Source organism: Streptomyces sp. NPDC050617 (assembly GCF_040654795.1).
GTDB lineage: Bacteria > Actinomycetota > Actinomycetes > Streptomycetales > Streptomycetaceae > Streptomyces.
Genome location: NZ_JBFAIS010000007.1, coordinates 186,684 through 204,107, shown reverse-complemented (window position 1 = coordinate 204,107; position 17,424 = coordinate 186,684). Strand labels below are relative to the sequence as shown.

Annotated in this window: 19 protein-coding genes; 12 read left to right on the top strand and 7 right to left on the bottom strand. The window is 70.3% G+C overall.

The features are described from left to right. Positions 1–5: 5 nt before the first annotated feature. Positions 6–347, bottom strand: coding sequence for a hypothetical protein (locus AB0I49_RS12635; protein WP_363226900.1), 342 nt, complete (start codon positions 345–347; stop codon positions 6–8). A 1,227-nt stretch (positions 348–1,574) separates the two neighbouring features. Between AB0I49_RS12635 and AB0I49_RS12630 the strand changes: the two genes are divergently transcribed. Continuing rightward, complete coding sequence (locus AB0I49_RS12630; RefSeq protein WP_363226899.1) at positions 1,575–1,919, top strand: hypothetical protein; 345 nt, start codon at positions 1,575–1,577, stop codon at positions 1,917–1,919. Between the two features lie 30 nt (positions 1,920–1,949). Here AB0I49_RS12630 and AB0I49_RS12625 read toward each other — a convergent pair whose 3' ends face one another. Both AB0I49_RS12625 and AB0I49_RS12620 read right to left on the bottom strand, forming a co-directional pair. Next, complete coding sequence (locus AB0I49_RS12625) at positions 1,950–2,543, bottom strand: isochorismatase family protein (protein ID WP_363226898.1); 594 nt, start codon at positions 2,541–2,543, stop codon at positions 1,950–1,952. Positions 2,544–2,865: 322 nt separating this feature from the next. Continuing rightward, positions 2,866–4,194: a nicotinate phosphoribosyltransferase gene (locus AB0I49_RS12620; RefSeq protein ID WP_363226897.1), complete on the bottom strand. Its 1,329-nt coding sequence runs from the start codon at positions 4,192–4,194 to the stop codon at positions 2,866–2,868. 178 nt (positions 4,195–4,372) lie between these two features. Here AB0I49_RS12620 and clpS point away from each other — a divergent pair, with 178 nt between their 5' ends. From clpS to AB0I49_RS12585, 7 genes are all read left to right on the top strand, one after another. After that, complete coding sequence (gene clpS / locus AB0I49_RS12615) at positions 4,373–4,684, top strand: ATP-dependent Clp protease adapter ClpS (protein WP_363226896.1); 312 nt, start codon at positions 4,373–4,375, stop codon at positions 4,682–4,684. Continuing rightward, the gene (locus AB0I49_RS12610; protein ID WP_363226895.1) at positions 4,684–5,286 is read left to right on the top strand and encodes a DUF2017 domain-containing protein; all 603 of its coding nucleotides are present in this window, start codon (positions 4,684–4,686) and stop codon (positions 5,284–5,286) included. The genes clpS and AB0I49_RS12610 overlap by 1 nt, the downstream gene beginning before the upstream one ends. 331 nt (positions 5,287–5,617) lie before the next feature. Continuing rightward, the gene (locus tag AB0I49_RS12605; RefSeq protein ID WP_363226894.1) at positions 5,618–7,123 is read left to right on the top strand and encodes an amino acid permease; all 1,506 of its coding nucleotides are present in this window, start codon (positions 5,618–5,620) and stop codon (positions 7,121–7,123) included. Between the two features lie 108 nt (positions 7,124–7,231). Beyond that, entirely contained in the window at positions 7,232–7,657 is a 426-nt protein-coding gene (locus AB0I49_RS12600) for a M67 family metallopeptidase (protein WP_363226893.1), read from the top strand. 145 nt (positions 7,658–7,802) lie between these two features. Next, positions 7,803–7,916, top strand: a complete 114-nt coding sequence (locus AB0I49_RS12595) for a putative leader peptide (protein WP_363226892.1) — start codon at positions 7,803–7,805, stop codon at positions 7,914–7,916. A gap of 92 nt (positions 7,917–8,008) precedes the next feature. Next, a complete protein-coding gene (locus AB0I49_RS12590; RefSeq protein ID WP_363226891.1) occupies positions 8,009–8,287 on the top strand; it encodes a MoaD/ThiS family protein in 279 nt (92 codons plus the stop codon). Beyond that, positions 8,287–9,237: a cysteine synthase gene (locus AB0I49_RS12585; RefSeq protein WP_363226890.1), complete on the top strand. Its 951-nt coding sequence runs from the start codon at positions 8,287–8,289 to the stop codon at positions 9,235–9,237. The genes AB0I49_RS12590 and AB0I49_RS12585 overlap by 1 nt, the downstream gene beginning before the upstream one ends. A 467-nt stretch (positions 9,238–9,704) precedes the next feature. Here the strand turns inward: AB0I49_RS12585 and AB0I49_RS12580 are convergent, their stop codons facing one another. Further along, positions 9,705–10,394 (bottom strand): FCD domain-containing protein, encoded by a 690-nt coding sequence (locus AB0I49_RS12580; RefSeq protein ID WP_363226889.1) that lies wholly within the window; start codon positions 10,392–10,394, stop codon positions 9,705–9,707. A gap of 126 nt (positions 10,395–10,520) precedes the next feature. Between AB0I49_RS12580 and AB0I49_RS12575 the strand changes: the two genes are divergently transcribed. Beyond that, the gene (locus AB0I49_RS12575) at positions 10,521–11,732 is read left to right on the top strand and encodes an MFS transporter (protein WP_363226888.1); all 1,212 of its coding nucleotides are present in this window, start codon (positions 10,521–10,523) and stop codon (positions 11,730–11,732) included. Between the two features lie 4 nt (positions 11,733–11,736). Here the strand turns inward: AB0I49_RS12575 and AB0I49_RS12570 are convergent, their stop codons facing one another. Next, complete coding sequence (locus AB0I49_RS12570; protein WP_363226887.1) at positions 11,737–12,060, bottom strand: hypothetical protein; 324 nt, start codon at positions 12,058–12,060, stop codon at positions 11,737–11,739. A gap of 240 nt (positions 12,061–12,300) precedes the next feature. Here AB0I49_RS12570 and AB0I49_RS12565 point away from each other — a divergent pair, with 240 nt between their 5' ends. Continuing rightward, complete coding sequence (locus AB0I49_RS12565) at positions 12,301–13,053, top strand: MBL fold metallo-hydrolase (protein WP_363130710.1); 753 nt, start codon at positions 12,301–12,303, stop codon at positions 13,051–13,053. A gap of 76 nt (positions 13,054–13,129) precedes the next feature. Here the strand turns inward: AB0I49_RS12565 and AB0I49_RS12560 are convergent, their stop codons facing one another. Next, positions 13,130–14,431 (bottom strand): PTS transporter subunit EIIC, encoded by a 1,302-nt coding sequence (locus AB0I49_RS12560; RefSeq protein ID WP_363226886.1) that lies wholly within the window; start codon positions 14,429–14,431, stop codon positions 13,130–13,132. A 308-nt stretch (positions 14,432–14,739) separates the two neighbouring features. Beyond that, complete coding sequence (locus AB0I49_RS12555; protein ID WP_363226885.1) at positions 14,740–16,050, bottom strand: PTS transporter subunit EIIC; 1,311 nt, start codon at positions 16,048–16,050, stop codon at positions 14,740–14,742. Between the two features lie 174 nt (positions 16,051–16,224). Between AB0I49_RS12555 and AB0I49_RS12550 the strand changes: the two genes are divergently transcribed. Both AB0I49_RS12550 and rph read left to right on the top strand, forming a co-directional pair. Continuing rightward, entirely contained in the window at positions 16,225–16,509 is a 285-nt protein-coding gene (locus AB0I49_RS12550) for a PTS glucose/sucrose transporter subunit IIB (RefSeq protein ID WP_363226884.1), read from the top strand. Between the two features lie 108 nt (positions 16,510–16,617). Then, positions 16,618–17,349 carry a ribonuclease PH gene (rph, locus tag AB0I49_RS12545; protein WP_363226883.1) on the top strand — a complete coding sequence of 244 codons (732 nt, stop codon included), beginning with the start codon at positions 16,618–16,620 and terminating at the stop codon, positions 17,347–17,349. Positions 17,350–17,424: the final 75 nt, after the last annotated feature.

Below are 17,424 nucleotides of genomic sequence, written 5' to 3'. Positions count from 1 at the left end.
GCCGCTCAACGGCGCAGGGAGTGCTCCCTGATGCGTGAACCACCGGCGCGCGCGGGCGCGCGGCGGCCGGTGATCCGGCGCGCGGCGACCGACACGGCCGCGGGAGCGGACACGGCGGCGGCGCTCGACGCGTCGGCGGTCTGCGGCTCGTTGGCCCGCGCCGCGCGAGCGGCCGTGCGCGGGAGCGGCACGGTCATGGCGACGAGGAGCCCGAGCGCGAGGGCGGCGACGGCGACCACCGCGACCCCCAGCCCCGTTCGCGTCTGCGACAGAAGCAGCATCGCGAGGGCGGAGATGACGACAGTGGCCGAACCGTAGGCGATCTGTGCGGGAGTCGGACGCGGCATAGCGGTGATCCGTCCTCGGGGCTTCGATTTAGTGGGAGAGTCGACTGTGCGTACCGCAAAACGACTCTACGGGGCTGCATGCCCCCATGGAACTGCTGGTAAGCGTGACCTAACACACGGTACCGATGCATGGGGGGCGCACGGAATCATTCGGCCAATCGACAGGTGAGATGGGCGCGCCTGTTGATGTCCGATATTCGTAACGCAGAGGTCATGTACCGCACCGGCCGACCGGGTGCCGACATGGCACATCCATTTCTTCCGCCACACCGGATTAATGCCTTCTCGGTTCTTACGGAGCGCCGCGATCACAAACGAACATCAGTCAACGGGAATCATCGGGTCCGGCGCTGCGGACCCGGCGGCCGGAGCGCTCCGGGGGGCGCGCCCGCCGACCGGGGCCGGGCACGCCGACGATCGGCCGGCGGCGGCGTGCGGCCGCGTGTCTTCGCAGTTCAGGGCGGGTTTTGGGGGAGGACTGCGGGGGACTCGGAGGCGGCTTCGCGGCTCGGTGCGCCCCCGCCTCGCGGTCGGCGGAGGGGCGCGGCGCGGAGCGCGAACGGCGCGGTGCGTCGAAGATCGTCGGGGGTGGCCGCGAGGGCTATGCGGAACTTGCACCGGAGAAGACCGAAAAGATATTTACGATCTTCAGGGGCTTGGCGGAGTCGTGAACTCCAGCGTAATAGTCGATAAATCACTGGCGTGCGCCCCGGATCCGTGAGGCGCGGCCGGCGACGCGCGGTCGCCGCTGAAGAAGCGCCGCACGGAATCCCGGACCGGCGCACACCCGCATATCCGGCCCCGGTACGTCCGCCAGAAAACACAATGCGCGGTCTTGCGTAAAGACTTCAACTGGAAAAGCTTCCAGGTTCCCCGCTTTTGGCGTCGCAAGGCTTTTGACCTGTAAGCGGAGGCGGAAGCGGAGATCCCGTGGGGGCGTGCGGTCCGGGCGGGCCCGGCGGCCGGGAGGGGTGTCCCGGCGGTGGCCGGTGACCGCCCATGTGGCGTGATCCTTACTGACACCCGCCGCCAGACCAAGATCATTAAGGGAGCGCGGGACGGCCCGATGGTGTGGCTCCGGGGCGGTTCGCTGACCGAGAAACGCACATCGTCGCAGGTCATGGCCGTGTGACTCATTGCCCTCTAGCGGGCGGCTGCCGTTAGCGTTTGAATGCATCCCGTGAAGCTCTTATTGACGCGACGTCTCACGAAGGGGTTCTGATGCACATGGCCGGTGGCGGATTCGCCAAGCTTCCGGGGGGCAGTGTGGTGGTGGCTCTGTCGCTGCCCAGCCCGCCCGGCGGCAGTGGGGTGCCGGGCGCGCGAGTGCGGGTTCTGGTGCACGCCGTGAACCGCCAGCGCGCCCTGACCAGGCTCCGCAACCTCGGGCTGCGCGCGGTCTACCTGCGCGGCAACAGCGAGCCGCCGACGCCCGACGAGATAACTGCGGTGCTGCACCACCCGGACGGCCTCGTCTGGCGGTCCGTGCCCGACGACGACACCGAGTCGTGGCATCCGATCCGCAGCCTGCTGCGCGGCCCGGCGGACCGCCGCGCGGGGGCCGGCCGCTGAGCGCTGTGCCGGCCCGCGCCCGTACGCGCGTCAGCCGTTCTGAAGGACCGGCTTGCCGCTCAGTTCCACGCCGGCGTCCCGCAGCTCCTTGAGAGCGCGCTCGGTGGTGTGCCGGGCGACGCCGGCGGTCAGGTCCAGGAGGACGCGCGTGGCGAAGCGCTCGCGGCGCGCGTCCAGCGCGGTGGCCCGTACGCAGTGGTCGGTGGCGACGCCGACGATGTCCACCTCGGCGACGTCGCGGTCCCGCAGCCAGCGCGCCAGCGGCGTGCCGTTCTCGTCCGCGCCCTCGAAACCGCTGTACGCGGCCGTGTGCGCGCCCTTGTCGAAGACCGCCTCGACCGCGCCGGAGGCGACGGCCGGTGCGAAGTTCGGGTGGAAGCCGCTGCCCTCCGTGCCGGCGACGCAGTGCGGGGGCCAGGAGTTCTCGAAGTCCGGGTGGGCGGAGAAGTGCTCGCCGGGGTCGATGTGATGGTCACGCGTCGCGACCACGTAGCGGTACCCGGCGGCGGCCTCGCCCACGAGATCCGTGATCCCGGCGGCGACGTCGGCGCCGCCCGCGACGGCGAGGCTGCCGCCTTCGCAGAAGTCGTTCTGCACGTCAACGACGATCAATGCACGGTGCATGGTGCGCATCCTTTGGCAGGGGCCGCGGGTGGTGGGGGGTTCTTTCCGGGACGTGCGGACCGACTCGCTGTGACCGAGGGTAGTGAGTGCGAGGGCGTTACGGGAGAGGGCGTTCGAACCAACCGGTTTCCGCCGGGCGGAATCGTGCCGTGTGTCGCGCCCGTGGGGCTCGTCCGGGGGCGCGACACGATGCCAAAGGGCGTGCCCAGGGGCCCTGCGCCCCCTCAACGCACCTCGCGCGCCCCCGTACACGTATTCCCTGCGCGTGCTCCGTCGTTCCTCGCCCGTGCTCCGTCGTTCCTCGCGCGCGCTCCGTCGTTCCTCAGACGTGCTCCGTCGGGAGCACCGCCTCGCCGCGCGACAGCTGGGTCGCGGACATGGGCAGCCCGGCCCTGGCCCGGATGTGGCGGTCGCGGGCGGCGTCCAGGGGCTCGCGCGCGACGACGGCGCCCTCGCGGACCAGCGGCACCTGCAACTGGTGGCCGGCCAGTTCGGCCGGCACCGGGCCGGTGCCGACGACCTCGGCCTCGGCGACGCCGTCCGCGTCCGGGCGGCGGGCCGCCCACTTGCGGCCGCCCATCGAGGACTTCGCGCCCATGGACTTCTTCGCCACCGGGCGCAGCGGGCCCGCCGGGTCGTTCGAGTCGGCGCGGGCCACCAGCTTGTAGACCATGGAGCAGGTCGGGTGGCCGCTGCCGGTGACGAGCTGGGTGCCGACCCCGTACGCGTCCACGGGCGCGGCGGCGAGCGAGGCGATGGCGTACTCGTCCAGGTCGCTGGTCACCACGATCTTCGTCTTGCCGGCGCCCAGCTCGTCGAGCTGCTGCCGCACCCGGTGCGCGATCAGCAGCAGGTCGCCGGAGTCGATGCGGACCGCGCCCAGCTCCGGCCCGGCCACCTCCACGGCGGTGCGCACCGCCTCGGCGACGTCGTACGTGTCGACCAGCAGGGTCGTGCGACCGCCGAGCGAGTCGACCTGCGCGGTGAAGGCGTCGCGCTCGCTGTCGTGCAGCAGGGTGAAGGCGTGGGCGCTGGTGCCCACGGTCGGGATGTTGTAGCGGAAGCCGGCCGCGAGGTCGGAGGTGGTGGCGAAGCCGCCGACGTACGCGGCGCGGGCGGCGGCGACGGCCGCCAGCTCGTGGGTGCGGCGGGCGCCCATCTCCATCAGCGGCCGGTCGCCCGCGGCCACCGACATCCGGGACGCGGCGGCGGCGACCGCCGAGTCGTGGTTGAGGATGGAGAGGATCACCGTCTCCAGCAGAACCGCCTCGGCGAAGGTGCCCTCGACGCGCATGATCGGCGAGCCGGGGAAGTACACCTCGCCCTCGGGGTAGCCCCAGATGTCGCCGCGGAACCGGTAGCCGGCCAGCCATTCCAGGGTGGGCCCGTCGACGATGTCCTGCTCGGACATGAAGTCGAGCACGTCCGTGTCGAAGCGGAAGTTCTCCACGGCGTCCAGCACCCGGCCGGTGCCCGCCACGACGCCGTACCGGCGCCCCTCGGGCAGCCTGCGGGTGAACACCTCGAAGACCGAGCGGCGGTCGGCGGTGCCGGCCCGCAGGGCGGCCTGCAACATGGTGAGTTCGTATCGGTCGGTGAAGAGCGCCGTCGACGGCACTTCCACCGGCAGCCCCAGGTCCGCAGCGTTCACTTCGGCCTACCTCGCTTTTCGTGCCCTCTGTGCTTGCCGTGCTTGCTGTGCTCTCCCGCATCCGCACTCGCTGTGCTGTTCACGCGTTCGGGCGCCGCCACGAGATGCTACCGCGAATACTCGTCAGAGTGACGATTTCTGGGGACCGTTTGTGCGATGCCCCACGCGGGGTGGCAGCATGGAACCCGTGAGCGTCGCACCGGTCGAGATCGAACGTCCCGAGTCGAGCGAGGCACCCTCCGTGGTGCCTGAGCCCGACGTTCCTTGGGTCACGCTCGTGCACAACGACCCCGTGAACCTCATGAGCTATGTGACGTATGTGTTCCAGGCGTACTTCGGCTACTCGAAGGACAAGGCTCATAAGCTGATGCTGGACGTCCACCACAAGGGCCGCGCCACCGTGTCGAGCGGCAGTCGCGAGGAGATGGAGCGCGACGTGCAGGCGATGCACGGCTACGGACTGTGGGCGACCTTGCAGCAGGACCGCTGATGGCCGGGCATTTCGAGCCGGTTCCCGGCGGCGGCGCCGCCATCGCCCTCGACGAGGTCGAGATCTCCATCCTGCGCAGCCTGGCCGTGCAGCTGCTGGAGCTGATCGGGCCCGGCGAGAGCGGCCCGGAGGACGAGGACCCGCTGGCCCGGCTCTTCGCGGAGGGCCCGAGCGAGCCGCCCGCCGACCCGGCGCTGGCCCGCCTTTTCCCGGACGCCTACGGCGGCCCGGAGCTGAAGCCGGACTCCGCCGAGGAGGGCGAGGCGCGCGAGCGGTCCGCCGAGTTCCGCCGCTTCACCGAGAACGACCTGCGGACCCGCAAGCGCGAGGACGCCCTCGCCGTCGTGCGTTCGCTCGACTCGGTGACGGCCGCGGGCGACGGCGGCGCGGTGCTCGAACTGCGTCCCGAGGAGTCCCAGCAGTGGCTCGGCGCCCTCAACGACCTGCGGCTGGCCATCGGGACCCGGCTGGAGATCGCCGCCGACGACGACAGCGAGATGCTCTTCCGGCTGCCGGACGACGACCCGCGCAAGCCGATGGTGATGGCGTATCTCTGGCTCGGCGGGCTCCAGGAAGCCCTCGTGGAAACCCTTATGCCCTGAATCCCCACCCCTAATGGCCTGATTTCGGATTCGCCGGGAGAAGTGTTCGCTCAACGGGTGCTCAAATCCGGATAACGATCCCGTCACTCCGGGCAGGGGTTATTGCCGTACTCCAGGCCAATTGTCCTACTTTTTCTGTGGTCGATTCCACGGCCGGCGGTGTTGATCTCGCCACGGCCGTGATAAATCTTCACGACCTGCCGCCGCGACGCCACCCATGTCACGGCGGGGGCGCCGCGCCGGCCGACCGTCAGCGTGCAGGAACTCCATCCGGGGGGATCGGGACCCGATCCGGGGCAGACCGGGTCGTTATGGAGAAAGGCGCACCACCATGACCTCTGAGCAGGTCGCGGACCACGCCGCGGGAGCGGCTGCCGCAGAGCAGGACGGAAGCGGCCAGGGAGCTTCCGAAGAGGGTTACCAGCGCGGTCTGGGCAACCGTCAGATTCAGATGATCGCCATCGGCGGAGCCATCGGCACCGGCCTCTTCCTCGGTGCGGGCAAGGCCATCACCAAGGCCGGGCCCAGCCTGATCCTCGCCTACGCCGCGGCCGGACTGGTCATCTTCTTCATCATGCGGGCATTGGGCGAACTGCTCATGTACCGCCCGGTGTCGGGGTCGTTCTCCGAATACGCGCGAGAATTCCTCGGCCCGTTCTGGGGGTTCGTCACCGGCTGGACGTACTGGCTCTTCTGGGTCGTCACCGGCATCACGGAAGTGACCGCCGCGGCCACTTATGTGCATTACTGGAACAAGGACATCCCGCAATGGCTGTCCGCCCTCGTCTTCACGGTCATCCTCTTCGGCGTCAACCTGATCTCCGTCAAGCTCTTCGGCGAGCTGGAGTTCTGGTTCTCGATGGTCAAGGTCACGGCCATCATCGGCATGATCCTCATCGGCCTCGGCGTGATAACTCTCGGCTTCTCCGACGCCGGCGACACCGCTTCCTTCACCAACCTCTGGTCCCACGGCGGATTCTTCCCGCACGGCATCCGCGGCACGCTGATGACCCTGCAGATCGTGATGTTCGCCTTCCTCGCCGTCGAACTCGTCGGCGTCACCGCGGGCGAGGCGACCAACCCGAAGAAGGTCCTGCCCAAGGCCATCAACACCGTGCCCTGGCGCATCGCCGTCTTCTACATCGGCGCGCTCATCATCATTCTGTCCGTGGTCCCCTGGACCGTGTTCCTGCCGGACACCAGCCCGTTCGTCGCCGCGTTCGCGAAGATCGGCCTGCCGGCCGGCGCGGGCATCATCAACTTCGTGGTGCTCACCGCCGCGCTCTCCTCCGCCAACTCCGGCATGTACTCCACCGGCCGCATGCTCCGCGACCTCTCGCGCAACGGCCAGGGCCCGAACCTCTTCAACTACCTGAGCAAGAACGGCCTGCCGACGCGCGGCACCGCGGTCTCCGTGGGCCTGATGCTCGTCGGCGTGTGGATCAACTACCAGTGGCCCGGCGAGGCGTTCAACTACGTCGTCTCGTTCGCGACCATCTCCGGCATGTGGGCCTGGATCATGATCCTCCTCTCCCAGCTGCGCTACCGCCGGATGGCCGACCGCGGCCTGCTCCCGCAGTCCAGCTTCCGCGCCATCGGCGCCCCCTGGACCAGCCTCTTCGCGCTCGCCTTCATCGCGATGGTGATCGTGCTGATGGGCGTCGACAAGGACGCCCGCGTCTCGCTGTACGCGGCGCCGGTGTGGGCCGTGATCCTGGTGATCGGCTACTTCGTCCTCAAGGCCCGCAACCCGCAGGCGTTCGAGCGCAAGGGGCACCCGGGGCTGGTCGCCCAGGGCGCCGCCGGGGACGCCGAGCAGACCGAGAAGGGGGACTGAAGGGGGCTGACGCGGGGGCCTTCCCGGCTCCCCGCCCCTGCCGTACACGCAGTTCCCGGGCCCGCCCGCGCCGTTCACCGGCACGGCGGGCCCTTTTATGCTGGCGCCATGCTGACCATCACCCAGGCCCTCCACGACCGGATCGTGGCGCACGCCCGCGCCGACCACCCCGACGAGGCGTGCGGCGTGGTCGCGGGCCCGGCGGGCGCCGACCGCCCCGAGCGGTTCATCCCGATGCTCAACGCCGCGCGCTCGCCCACGTTCTACGAGTTCGACTCCACGGACCTGCTGAAGCTCTACCGCGACATGGACGACCGGGACGAGGAGCCCGTCATCGTCTACCACTCGCACACCGCGACCGAGGCCTACCCCTCGCGTACGGACGTCAGCTACGCCAACGAGCCGTGCGCCCACTATGTGCTGGTGTCCACCGCCGAGTGCGGCAACGACGAGGGGCCTGTCTCCTTCCGCTCGTACCGCATCGTGGACGGTGAGATCACAGAGGAAGACGTCAAGGTCGTCGAGGAGTACTGAGCGGGGCCGCGCGGTACGGGACCGGGGCCCCCGCCGGGCCCCCGCCCCGCCCGTACGCCCGCTCACGTCCGTACAACGAGATCGAAGCGACCGCATACCGGGACAACCTTCCGGGCGGCGGACCGGGAATCGATACGATGAGCCCATGGTTTTCCACGACGTGAGCGAGAAGACGCCGGGCGCACTGCTCGTGGCGCGGCTGCACGTCGACCTGTGCCGCCTCGCCAGCGCGATGTGTCCGCGCCGCGCTGCCGCCTGATCGCCGCGGCGTCCGCTCGCACGCACCAGCACCACGGCGCGCCGCCGCGCGCAGTCCGACGCCCCTTCCCGCACTCCGACAGGAGCCCACCCATGGCCATCGACGTCCGCATCCCGACCATCCTGCGCACCTACACCGACGGCCGGAAGGCCGTCGACGGCAGCGGAGCCACCCTCGACGAGCTCATCGTCGACCTCGACAGCCGCCACCCCGGCATCCGCGAGCGCCTGGTCGACGGGGGCGAGCTGCGCCGCTTCATCAACGTCTACCTCAACGACGAGGACGTCCGCTTCCTCGGCGGCATCACCACCGAGCTGAGCGACGGCGACAGCGTCACGATCCTCCCGGCCGTCGCGGGCGGCATGCGCTGATGCGCTACGACAGCCCGCTGGCAGCCGTCGGGAACACCCCGCTCGTCCGGCTGCCGCGGCTCTCGCCGGCCACGGACGTCCGCATCTGGGCCAAGCTGGAGGACCGCAACCCCACCGGCTCCGTCAAGGACCGCCCCGCCCTGCACATGATCGAGCAGGCCGAGAAGGACGGCCGGCTCACGCCCGGCTGCACCATCCTGGAGCCGACCAGCGGCAACACCGGCATCTCGCTCGCGATGGCGGCGAAGCTCAAGGGCTACCGCATCGTGTGCGTCATGCCGGAGAACACCAGCGAGGAGCGGCGCCAACTGCTCGCCATGTGGGGCGCGGAGATCATCTCCTCGCCCGCCGCGGGCGGCTCCAACACGGCCGTACGGGTCGCCAAGGAGATCGCCGGGGAGCACCCGGACTGGGTGATGCTCTACCAGTACGGCAACCCCGACAACGCGGGCGCGCACTACGCCACCACCGGCCCCGAGATCCTCGCCGACCTGCCCTCCGTCACCCACTTCGTGGCGGGCCTCGGCACCACGGGCACGCTCATGGGCGTCGGCCGCTATCTGCGCGAGAACGTCCCCGGCATCAGCGTCGTCGCCGCCGAACCGCGCTACGACGACGTCGTCTACGGGCTGCGCAACCTGGACGAGGGGTTCATCCCCGAGCTCTACGACGAGTCGGTCCTCACCACCCGCTACTCGGTCGGCTCCGAGGACGCGGTCCGCCGCACCCGCGAACTCCTCGCCGAGGAGGGCATCTTCGCGGGCGTCTCCACGGGCGCGGCCCTGCACGCCGCGATCGGCGTGGCCCGCAAGGAGGAGCGGGCCGGGCGCGCCGCGGACATCGTCTTCATCGTGGCCGACGGCGGCTGGAAGTACCTCTCGACGGGCGTCTACACCGCGGAGACCACCGAGGCCGCGGTCGAGGCGCTGCACGGACAGCTCTGGGCGTAGCGGCGCCGTCCGCGTCGGCCGATGCGGTGCCGGTGGACCCGGCGTCGGCCGACTCGGTGCCGGTCGATGCGGTGTTGTTGTCGTTAGATTCCGTGCCGGTCGATTCCGCGTGGCGCGGGCCGTTCCGTTTCCGCGGCCCGCGCGATCGCCGCCGGTAGTCCGGCGAGCGACCGCGCCCGTCCACCAGCGCCGCCACCAGCGCCAACGAGGCCACCACCAGAACCGCCGGCCACCACGACACCGCGTCCCGCCTCCTCCCGCAACAGCCCCCGCGCTCGGCCCCCGCCTTCGACCGTACCCACCCCTGCCGGGTCCGGCACGGGCGTGGCGGGCTCCCCGGATCGCCGGGCCGCCCATGGGGTACGAACGTCGCGCCGATGCCCGTCATCGTCAGTGAGGCGGGCGGCCGGGTCGGCGACCTCGGGCTGCCGCGCAGTCGCGATGTGGGCGCGCTGGGGCGGTGACGGTCAGGTCGGGCCGTTCGTGTGCCAGGCCAGGGTTTCGGTGATGTTGGCGCCGGCCTGGCGGGCGGCTTCGGCGGGGTCGTGGGCGCGCAGGGCGGCCAGCAGGTCCTCGTGGCCCGCCGGGGCGGCGCCGGCGAAGCCGGGGGAGTCCCAGAAGGCGGCCATGGAGGCGCGCAGGGGGGCGGCGAGATTGCGGTAGAGCTCGTTGAGCAGGGGGTTTCCGGTGGCTTCCGCGACACCGGCGTGGAAGTCCCAGTCGGCGGCGACCCACTGCTCGAAGTCGTTCGCGTCCCAGGCCGCCGCGCGGCGGGTCAGGGCGTCCGCCAGGGCGTCGAGCGCGGCGTCGTCGGCGCGGACCGCGGCGAGGCGCGCGGCCTGGACGTCCAGGGCCTGGCGGACCTCCAGCAGGTGTTCCTGGCCGCTGTCGCCGTAGAGCCGCTTGACCGCGCCGGAGAGCTCGTTGGTGGCGCGTACGTACGTGCCGTCGCCCTGGCGGACCTCCAGGAGCCCGGCGTGGGCGAGGGCGCGGACGGCCTCGCGGAGGGTGCCGCGGGCCACTTCGAGCTGTTCCATCAGTTCGGGCTCGGTGGGTACGCGGGCGCCGACGGGCCACTCGCCGGAGGCGATCCGGTGCCGCAGCCGGGCGATGACCTCGGAGGAGAGGGAGGGGCGGCGTACCGGGTCCAGGCTCATCGGGTGCTCTCTCCGGGGGCTGGTGTGCGTGGCCGACCGTCCGCGACGGACGGTGACCGCCAGCATACATTTGATGATTCGACCTATAGTTGGACAGAGAAACATCAGACGTCTTACCTTTGCGGTGTGAACGCCGCACCCACCGCTCCCGTCCGCTCCGCCCTCATAGCCGGCGCGGGCATCGTGCTGATCGCCCTCAACCTCCGCCTGGGCATCAGCAGCGCCGCCGCCCTCCTGGACGAGCTCCGCGTGGATCCCGGCCTCGGCCCGCCGGCCGCCGCCCTGCTGCCAGCTCTCCCCACGCTCGCCTTCGCCGCCGCGGGCGCCGGGACCGCGACGCTCGCCCGGCGGCTCGGGGCCGAGCGCACCGTGCTCCTCGCCCTGGCCGCCCTCACCGCCGGACTCGCCGTACGAGCCGTCCCCGCCACCTGGGCCCTGCTCGCCGGCACCGTGCTCGGCACCTCCGGGCTCGCCCTGTGCAACGTCCTGCTGCCGAGCCTGCTCCGCGCCCGCTTCCCGTCCCGCGTCGCGCTCCTGACCGGCGTCTACACCACCACCATGGCCCTCGGCTCGACCCTGGGCGCCGCCACGGCCGTACCCGTGGCCCACGCCGTCGGCTCGCCCTCGCTCGGGCTCGCCGTCTGGGCGCTGCCCGCGCTGGCCGCCACCGCCGTGTGGTCGTTCGTACGGCCGCCCGAGAAGCGGGCCACCGCGAGCGACACGGCCGGGGAACGGGTGTCGCCGCTGGCCATGGCCCGTACCCGGCTCGGCGCGCTCGTCACCGCCTACTTCGCCCTCCAGGCCCTGAACTGCTACGCCGTCATCGGCTGGCTGCCCTCGCTCCTCTCCGACCACGGCATGTCCGGCGGCGCGGCGGGCGGCATGCTCGCCGTCACCCAGGCCGTCGGCATCCCCGCGACCTTCGCCGTCCTCGCCTTCGCCCGCGCGCCGAGCCGGCTGCGCACCGCCTTCACCGCGATCTCCGCCGCCATGCTCGCCGGCTTCGCGGGCCTGCTGGCCGCGCCCGTCGCCCTGCCGCTGCTGTGGGCGGTACTCGTCGGCCTGGGCCTGTGCTCCTTCCCCCTCGTCCTGGCCGTGATCGGCGACAGCGGCAGCACCCCCGCCGAGACCACCGCCCTCTCCACGCTCTCCCAGTCCCTCGGCTACCTGGTCGCGGCCGCCGGCCCGTTCGCGGTCGGCCTGCTGCACAGCGCCTCCGGCGGCTGGACCGTGCCGATGACGGCGCTGCTCGCGACCGCCGCCGCCCAACTCGCCGTGGGGATCGCCCTGTCGGGCCCCGGCAGCCGGAAGAAGCCGCACGCGGACGGGGGCGCGTAGCTCCTCACAGCCGGGGATCGGCCAGGGCGCGGCCCCGCGCGCTCCGGGCGTGGTCGGGCTCTCTCGTTCTCGCGGAGCCGCACCAGGTGCAGGGGTATCTGGTGATCGCCACCGGGGCCACATGATCCGAGCCGTAGACGTAGTGGTCCACCACGGACCCGCCGCACCGCGGCACGGCACAGGGCGCGGCCGCCGGCTGCGTGTGCTCGTCCACGCCGTTTCTGGGCACGTGATGACAGAAGAGGCACGGGAAGACGTAGATCCCGTCCGCGTTCTCCAGAACGGCGACGGCTTCGGGATGGGAGCAGTGGGGGCAGATGCTGGCCATGAGCGCGATGGTGGAGCGTCGGCCGCCGCACGCGCCGGACGCGGGCGGCGGGTTCACCCCATCGAGGGCCCCGCCCCGGAACCCCCGCAGTCCGGCGGCGAGCGGCGGGCGCCGGGCACCCTAACCGGTGACATCGCACACAAGCAGCCCGGCGGAGGGGCTGCCGCCCCCTTCGCGCCTTACGCTCAACGGACCGCATGGCCCCCGGACCGGAACCAGCCCACGGAGGTTCACGCCCGTATGAAGCTCACCGTCGTCGGATGCTCGGGGACGTTCCCGTCCGCGGAATCGGCATGCTCGAGTTACCTCGTGGAGGCCGACGGCTTCAGGCTGCTGCTCGACATGGGCAATGGCGCCCTCGGCGAGATGCAGCGACACATCGGTCTCTACGACCTCGACGCCGTACTCCTCTCGCATCTGCACGCGGACCACTGCATCGACATGTGCGGCTACTTCGTCGCCCGCTACTACCGGCACGAGGGCGGCCGCGCCGACGCCATCCCCGTGTACGGGCCCGAAGGCACCGAGCAGCGGCTTTCCACCGCGTACGGCGACGTGCCCGACGACAAGTGCATGAGCGAGGTCTTCGACTTCCGCACGCTCGCCCCCGGCAGCTTCGAGCTCGGGCCCTTCACGGTCCGCGCCGAGCGGATGCGCCACCCGGTCGAGGCGTTCGGCTTCCGCGTCGAGCACGGCTCCGCGGCGCTCGCCTACTCCGGCGACACGGGCCCCTGCGACGCCCTGGACACCCTCTCCGCCGACACGGACCTGCTGCTCTGCGAGGCGTCCTTCACCTACGGCAAGGAAGACATCCCCGACCTGCACCTCAACGGCCGCGAGGCGGGCGAGATCGCCTCCCGCGCCCGCGCGGGCCGGCTGGTCCTCACCCACATCCCCCCGTGGACCGACCCCGTCACCAACGTCCGCGACGCCGAATCGGTCTACGCCGGCCCGGTCGAGGCCGCGTCGGCGGGAGCGGTGTACGAGCTGTAGGCGCGGAGGCGTACGTACGCGAAGGGCCCTGGAACCAGCCGGTTCCAGGGCCCTTTCGTCAGGCAGTCGCCTCGGCCTACTTCGTGAGGTCCTCGACCTCTTCCTCGGGCTCGCGGCCCGGGGTGGTGAGGTTGAACTTGGTGATCACGAAGCGGAAGAGCAGGTAGTAGACCACCGCGAAGCACAGGCCGATCGGGATGATCAGCCATGGCTTGGTGGCGAGGTGCCAGTTCAGCACGTAGTCGATCAGACCGGCCGAGAACGTGAAGCCGTCATGGACGCCGAAGGCCCAGGTGATGCTCATCGAGAGGGCCGTCAGGACGGCGTGCACCGCGTACAGCAGCGGGGCGATGAACATGAACGAGAACTCGATCGGCTCGGTGATGCCGGTGATGAACGAGGTCAGCGCGAGCGAGAGCATCATGCCCATGACGGCCTTGCGGCGCTCGGGGCGGGCGCAGTGGGCGATGGCCAGGGCCGCGGCCGGCAGGCCGAACATCATGATCGGGAAGAAGCCGGTGGTGAACAGGCCGGCGCTCTGGTCGCCCGCCATGAAGCGGTTGATGTCGCCGTGCACGAGCTGGCCGGCCGCGTTGGTGAAGTCGCCGAGCTGGAACCACGAGACGGTGTTGACGAACTGGTGCATGCCGACCGGGATCAGCGCGCGGTTGATCAGACCGAAGAGGCCGGCGCCCACGGAGCCCAGGCCCGTCATCCACTCGCCGAAGCTGGTGATGGCGTCGCCGATCGGCTGCCAGCCGACGACGACCAGGACGCCCATGGCGGTGCCGACGAAGGCCATGATGATCGGCACCAGCCGGCGGCCGTTGAAGAAGCCCAGCCAGTCGACGAGCTTGGTGCGGTGGAACCGCTGCCACAGGACCGCGCTCAGCAGGCCCATGATGATGCCGCCGAGCACGCCGGGGTTCTGGTACGTGGCGGCCACGGTGTCGCCGTGGGCCGGTACGCAGGCCCCGTCGATCGAGCCTATGGAGACGAACTTGGAGCCGTCCGCGCACGCGATGGGGAACTGGTGGATCACCGAGTAGTAGACGAGGAACCCGGTGACGGCGGCGAGCGCCGTCGAGCCGTCCGCCTTCTTCGCGAAGCCGATCGCGACGCCGATGCAGAAGAGCAGCGGCAGTCCGAGGGAGGAGTCGAAGAGGATGCCGCCGGCGCCCGAGAAGACCTTGGCGACCTTGTCCCAGCCGAGGCCGTCGACGCCGAAGACGTCGGGCTGGCCGAGCCGGTTCAGGATGCCTGCCGCGGGGAGGACCGCGATCGGCAGCTGGAGACTGCGGCCGACCTTCTGCAGTCCTTGGAACAGCCCGGACCCCCGCTTCTTCGCGGGTGGCGCCGTGGCGGTGGCCGTGCTCATCGGATTCCTCCAGGTGAGGCGGGCGCTCGGGAAAAGGGACGGCCCGCATTTTGGTCTACACCATTCACTGGTTTAGACCTGTTGTAACACGTGAGGACCACATAAAGGAATCCATGATTCACCGCTTTGCACAACACACGCCAAACAGCCCCCACGTCACCCGACTTGGGGGCCGATGTTCACACAGGGCCCGCCAATACGGGAAGACCCAGATGAGAGCTGTACGAACCGAGAGCCGTACGGACGTCCGTAACCGAGAGCTGTACGGGCGTCCGTAACGGAGAGCCGTACGGACGTCCGTACCGGCGCTAGCGCACGTTGTCCTGCTCGATCTCTTCCGCCAGATCCTCCGGCTCCCGGCCCGGCGTCGGCAGATCGAACCGGGTGATCGCGAAGCGGAAGACGACGTAGTAGACCACCGCGAAACACAACCCGATCGGAATGATCAACCAAGGTTTCGTCGCGAGACTCCAGTTAATGACGTAGTCGATCAAGCCCGCCGAGAAACTGAACCCGTCATGCACGCCGAATGCCCACGTCACCGCCATCGACACACCCGTCAACACCGCGTGCAGCCCATACAGCACCGGGGCGATGAACAGGAACGAGTACTCGATCGGCTCCGTGACCCCCGTCACGAACGACGTAAGCCCCACCGACAGCATCATGCCGCCGACCACCTTGCGGTTCTCCGGCCGCGCGCAGTGCGCGATGGCCAGCGCCGCAGCCGGCAACGCGAACATCATGATCGGGAAGAAACCCGAGGTGAACTGCCCCGCACTCGGATCACCCGCCAGGAAACGGTTGATATCGCCGTGCACCACCGTGCCGTCCGGCTTCTCGAAGTCGCCGAACTGGAACCACATGAACGTATTCAGGAACTGATGCAGCCCGATCACCAGCAACGCCCGGTTCGCGACACCGAAGATCCCCGAACCCGACGACCCCAGATCCGTCAGCCACCTGCTGAAACTCGTCAGCGCATCGCCCACCGGCGGCCACACCCACAGACACAGCACCGCGAAGACCAGCGCCACGAACGACATCAGGATCGGCACCAGCCGCCGGCCGTTGAAGAAACCCAGCCAGTCCACCAGCTTCACCCGGTGGAACCGCTGCCAGAACCACGCGCTCAGCAGCCCCATCACGATGCCGCCGAACACCCCCGGATTCTGATACGAGGGCAGATCCGCCGACGACCCCTTCAGACACGTCCCCGCCGTGAACTCCGCACCGCCCGCGCAGTCCGGGAACTGATGCAGGATGTTGTAGTAGACGAGGAAACCCGCGACCGCGGCCAGCGCCGTCGAGCCGTCCGCCTTCTTCGCCATCCCGATCGCCACACCCACGCAGAACAGCAGCGGCAGCCCCAACGACGAATCCAGCAGGGCCCCGCCCGCACCCGCGAAAACCTTGGCCACGTCATCCCAGCCGAGCCCCGTGGGACCGAACACATCGTCCTGCCCCAGCCGGTTCAAGATGCCCGCCGCCGGCAGCACCGCGATCGGCAACTGCAGGCTGCGCCCCATCTTCTGCATGCCCTGGAAAAGCCGCTGCGGCCACGGCTTCCGCGCCCCGGACCGCTTCCTCGGGCCCGCCGCGGCGGCGTCTGCACTCATCTGCGTCCTCCCGGACGTCGCTGCTCTCCCAGCACACTTGCCGCTTGCCGCATACTGGTGTAGACCACTGCGATAGCGACGCGGCCCCACCCGGAGCGCGGCACCGGATAGCCGCCATCCTCAGCCGGATGGCACGCCGACGCCCACATAGTTGGGCCATCCGTGCGTTAACGTGTGAAAACCGCTCGGCGGCGCCGCCGAAGGGCCGAGACAACAGGAGTGCACATGGCCAGCAAGGCTGAGAAGATCGTCGCCGGGCTCGGCGGCCTCGACAACATCGAAGAGGTCGAAGGCTGCATCACCCGCCTGCGCACCGAGGTCGTCGACCCCTCCCTCGTCGACGAAGCCGCGCTCAAGGCCGCCGGCGCCCACGGCGTCGTCAAGATGGGCACCGCGATCCAGGTCGTCATCGGCACCGACGCCGACCCCATCGCCGCCGACATCGAAGACATGATGTGAGCCGCTGAACTCCCCACCACACCTCCCCGAAGGGCCCCCTCCACCGCGCGCCTCCCCGCGAGCACGCACCGGAACGGGGCCCTTCGCGATGCCGATAGGGTCGTCCCCATGTCTCGCATCGACGGCCGCACGCCCGACCAACTCCGCCCCATCACCATCGAACGCGGCTGGAGCAAGCACGCCGAAGGATCCGTCCTCGTCTCCTTCGGAGACACCAAGGTCTTCTGCACCGCCTCCGTCACCGAGGGCGTCCCCCGCTGGCGCAAGGGCAGCGGCGAAGGCTGGGTCACCGCCGAATACTCCATGCTGCCCCGCTCCACCAACACGCGCGGCGACCGCGAATCCGTACGCGGCAAGATCGGCGGCCGTACCCACGAGATCTCCCGCCTCATCGGCCGCTCGCTGCGCGCCGTCATCGACTACAAGGCGCTCGGCGAGAACACCATCGTCCTCGACTGCGACGTCCTCCAGGCCGACGGCGGCACCCGCACCGCCGCCATCACCGGTGCGTACGTCGCCCTAGCCGACGCCATCGCCTGGGCCCAGGGCAAGAAGATCATCAAGGCCGGACGGCAGCCGCTCACCGGCGCGGTCAGCGCGGTCAGCGTCGGCATCGTCGGCGGCGTACCCCTCCTCGACCTCTGCTACGAGGAAGACGTACGCGCCGACACCGACATGAACGTCGTCTGCACCGGCGACGGCCGCTTCGTCGAGATCCAGGGCACCGCCGAGGCCGAGCCCTTCGACCGCACCGAACTCAACTCCCTCCTCGACCTCGCCGTCGCGGGCTGCGCCTCGCTCGACGCCGCCCAGCGCGAGGCGCTCGCCGCCACGCTGTAACGGCAACCACCGAGCAACCCTCGGCGGGGGAAAGCGCGTTCCTAGAGATACGGGTGTACGGACCCGGACCGGCTG